Source organism: Mycobacterium sp., assembly GCF_049683355.1.
Lineage (GTDB): Bacteria > Actinomycetota > Actinomycetes > Mycobacteriales > Mycobacteriaceae > Mycobacterium.
Genome location: NZ_JBAUJB010000170.1, coordinates 1 through 3,418 on the forward strand (window position 1 = coordinate 1; position 3,418 = coordinate 3,418).

Below are 3,418 nucleotides of genomic sequence, written 5' to 3' on the forward strand. Positions count from 1 at the left end.
CGCGGGACTGGCCCTGGGAACAACCGTGGAACGCCCTGTTCCACAGCCTGTTTCACTGTTACCAGCCGCTCATCGTCTAACCCAGCGGCCCCACCCGTCCCTCGACACGAAAGACCCACAGGAACAATCCGATACCGAGGTCGGGCCATCGCCCACGCCCTCATCACCGGGCATGCCGAATTCAACGCACACAATCGAACTCGACTACACAACCACAGCCCATCGGTGTATCCAGGCGCCCAGCTGCAGGACACCGACGCCGGCGCCGAGGTCATCCACATGGCCGAGACCGGGCTGTGTGCCGACGGCGAACAGGAGAAGTTGCTCGCCGACGGCGCCACCGAGATCCACGGCGTCATACCCGTCAACACCGACGGCGGGTTGATCGCCAACGGCGAGCCCATCGGCGCCTCAGGACTTCGGCAGGTTCACGAACTGGTGCGCCAGTTGCGCGGTGAGGCCGGCGACCGCCAGGTGCCCGGAGCGCCACGGGTATGGGCCTTGCCCAGGTCTACGGCGCCCCCGGAACCGCCTCGGCGACCATCCTCTCGCTGTAAAGCCCCACCCGCTGGAGCTTCGGTTGCCGATCGGCTACTCTCTGCTTGAGTCGCCGATCGGCAACCGACAGATGGAGGCGTCATGCAGGTTCTTGCCGAAGGCCAACGAGGAGCAACCCGCCGACCAGGTCCCGCTGCCATGACGGGGACGACTCAGACTGCGTCCCAGCGCGCGTCGGGTGCGCCAGGCGATCACCTGCCCGGCGACGGCGCCATGTGGGTGATGGTGCTCGGCGACCTGGTCATCTTCGGGTCGTACTTTCTGATCTTCATGGTGCACCGTGCGATGGCGCCACAGGAGTTCCTCGAGACGCAGCAGCATCTGAACCTCAACGTCGGCGTCCTCAATACCCTGGTGTTGCTAAAGAGTTCGTGGTTCGTGGCGCGTAGCGTGGTGGCGGCCCGCAGTGGCGACCACGATGCAGCGGTCCGTCTGACCTACGCCGGCGGCGCATGCGGGGCACTGTTCATCGGGATCAAGGCCTACGAGTGGACGACGAAGGTCGCCGAGGGGCACACGATGGCGGGCAGCGAGTTCTTCATGTTCTACTACATGCTCACCGGCGTGCATCTGTTCCATGTGACGCTCGGGTTGCTGATCATGGGAATCGTTGTGCGGGAACTGCGAAACCTCGCAAGCGCCGGATGTCGATGGTCGAGTCCAGCGCGACCTACTGGCACATGGTCGACCTTCTCTGGGTCGTCATCTTCGGCCTGCTCTACGTGATGAGGTGAGCGGTTTGACCACGACCAACGATTCCCCCGAGCGCTCCACGCGTGCCACCACCGCCGCCTGGCTCGCCCTCTCGGCAATCACGGTGGTCTCGTGGCGGCTGGCTCCGGGGCATTCCGGAGGCCACGCGAGTGCCAGCGTGCCCATCACCGTCGCTGCAATTCTGCTCGGTTTCGTCAAAGGCCGTGTGATCATCCGGTATTTCATGGAGGTCCGCGGCGCGCCGGGGTGGCTACGTCACAGCACGGACCTGTGGCTGGCGGCGCTGTGGGGGGCGGTGCTGGTGATCTACCTCTGGTGAGTGCGGTCGGCACCGGCGTCGACGACCGGGGCCGCGGGCGTCACACCCGCTTCTGGTTCACCTTCGAGGCGCCTCAGCCACCCCTCGCAGAAGGCGAAGGTCTCTTCGTGACCGGTGGACATGCCGAGCGCACGCTCCATCACCAGCGCCTGCGACACGCTCGTCGCGAACACCGTCCACACCACCGGCGGGACGTCGACGGCGTCGATGCCATGGCTCCGAAGCGCAGCGGCGATGGCCTTGTTCTGCTCGTCGCGGAACCGCTCGGCGTAGTAGACGATCTCCGCGCGCAGGGCCTTGCGGTGGTTGGCCAGACCCATGAACTCCATGGTCAGCCTCGTGGCCTCGGGAGCCGTGCTGAACCGCCACAGCGCCCACAGCGGCTGCGGCGACTGCAACGCGGTGGTGAGCACCCTGAGACCCTCTTCGGCTCTGCGGTGGAACACCGCCAGGAACAGATCCTCCATGGTGCGGAAGTAGTAGTGCACCAGCTGCGGCTTCAATCCCGCCTGGTCGGCCACCCGGCGCGAAGTCACCGCCGCGTAGCCCTCCTGGATCAGCAGCTGTTCGGCAGCATCGAGCAACACGACACGGTTCTTCGCGTCCGGTGCCCCGATCCGTCGCGGCGATGCCATGCCCAACTCCTGCTTCCCCAACTCGCGCTCATTGCCTGCGTGTCGCTTCGATCTTGACCCTAACTCTTACCTCATGCTAAGCAGGTGCTCAGCATTTTCGCGAAATCCTCGAACCTGAGCGAATCAGCACATCCCTCGATCAGCATGGCCCGGGAGGCACCAGCACATGAGCGACTTCGACACGATCGATTACTTCACCGAAAGTCTCTTGTGCCGGACCCGCACCCGTATTTCGACCATCTGCGCGGCAAATGCCCGGTGGTCCGGGAACCCAACTACGGCGTGCTGGCCATCACCGGCTACGACGAGGCCGCGACCGTACTGAAGGACCCCGACACGTTTTCGTCGTGTATAGCCGTGGCCGGTCCGTTCCCGCCGCTGCCGTTTCACACCCGAGGGCGACGACATCACCGAGCAGATCATGGCTCACCGGTCACAGATGCCGATGTTCGAGCACATGGTCACCATGGACCCGCCTGAACACACCAATGCGCGTTCGCTGCTCAACCGCCTGCTCACCCCAGCCGGTTGAAGGAAGACGAGGACTTCATGTGGCGACTGGCCGACGAGGTCCTGGACGACATCTTCGGCAGGGAGCCTGTCGGCAAGTGCGAGTTCCTGCGCATACGCAAAACCGTTCTCGCTGTTGGTGATCGCCGACCTGCTCGGCGTACCGCAGGCCGACCACGAGGAGTTCCGCACCGTGCTCGGCTCCCCCAGGCCCGGCGCGGTCGTCGGCTCGCTCGACCACAGCGACCTCGTCGGCCTCAACCCGCTGGAGTGGCTCGACGACAAGTTCGTCGGCTACCTCGAAGACCGCCGCCAATCCCCCCGCGACGACGTACTGACGGCGCTGGCCACCGCGAAGTACCCCGACGGGTCGACGCCTCCGGTGCTCGCGGTGGCACGGTCTGCGACATTCCTGTTCGCCGCGGGGCAGGAGACGACCACCAAGCTGCTCTCCGCCTCGCTAAGCCTCGATCCACCGATGGGGTGTCGGTGTGGATTCGAGTTCGGTTATGTGCGTTGAATTGTGGGTGCGCGGTGGTGAGGGCGTGGGTGATCGCCCGACCTCGGTATCGGGTTGTTCCTGTGGGTCTTTCGTGTCGGGTGGGCGGCCGGGGTGTTCGGTTAGGCGATGATCGGCTGGTTTCTGCCGAACAGGCTGTCAAACAGCGTGTTCCATGCTGTT

The 3,418-nt window shown here is 64.9% G+C and carries 2 protein-coding genes and 3 pseudogenes; 4 read left to right on the top strand and 1 reads right to left on the bottom strand.

Annotation, left to right across the window (positions count from 1 at the left end; translation table 11 throughout):
* Positions 1 to 237: 237 nt before the first annotated feature.
* The 3 genes and pseudogenes from WA944_RS10240 to WA944_RS10250 all read left to right on the top strand — a co-directional run.
* Positions 238 to 557: pseudogene (locus WA944_RS10240) on the top strand (thiolase C-terminal domain-containing protein); the annotation flags it as partial.
* A 139-nt stretch (positions 558 to 696) separates the two neighbouring features.
* Positions 697 to 1,292 (top strand): annotated as a pseudogene (locus tag WA944_RS10245) (cytochrome c oxidase subunit 3).
* Between the two features lie 5 nt (positions 1,293 to 1,297).
* Positions 1,298 to 1,591 carry a cytochrome C oxidase subunit IV family protein gene (locus WA944_RS10250; protein WP_526371739.1) on the top strand — a complete coding sequence of 98 codons (294 nt, stop codon included), beginning with the start codon at positions 1,298 to 1,300 and terminating at the stop codon, positions 1,589 to 1,591.
* Here WA944_RS10250 and WA944_RS10255 read toward each other — a convergent pair.
* Positions 1,579 to 2,226, bottom strand: a complete 648-nt coding sequence (locus WA944_RS10255; protein ID WP_526371741.1) for a TetR/AcrR family transcriptional regulator — start codon at positions 2,224 to 2,226, stop codon at positions 1,579 to 1,581. The genes WA944_RS10250 and WA944_RS10255 overlap by 13 nt on opposite strands.
* Positions 2,227 to 2,392: 166 nt before the next feature.
* Between WA944_RS10255 and WA944_RS10260 the strand changes: the two are divergent.
* A pseudogene (locus WA944_RS10260) lies at positions 2,393 to 3,205 on the top strand (cytochrome P450); the annotation flags it as partial.
* Positions 3,206 to 3,418: the final 213 nt, after the last annotated feature.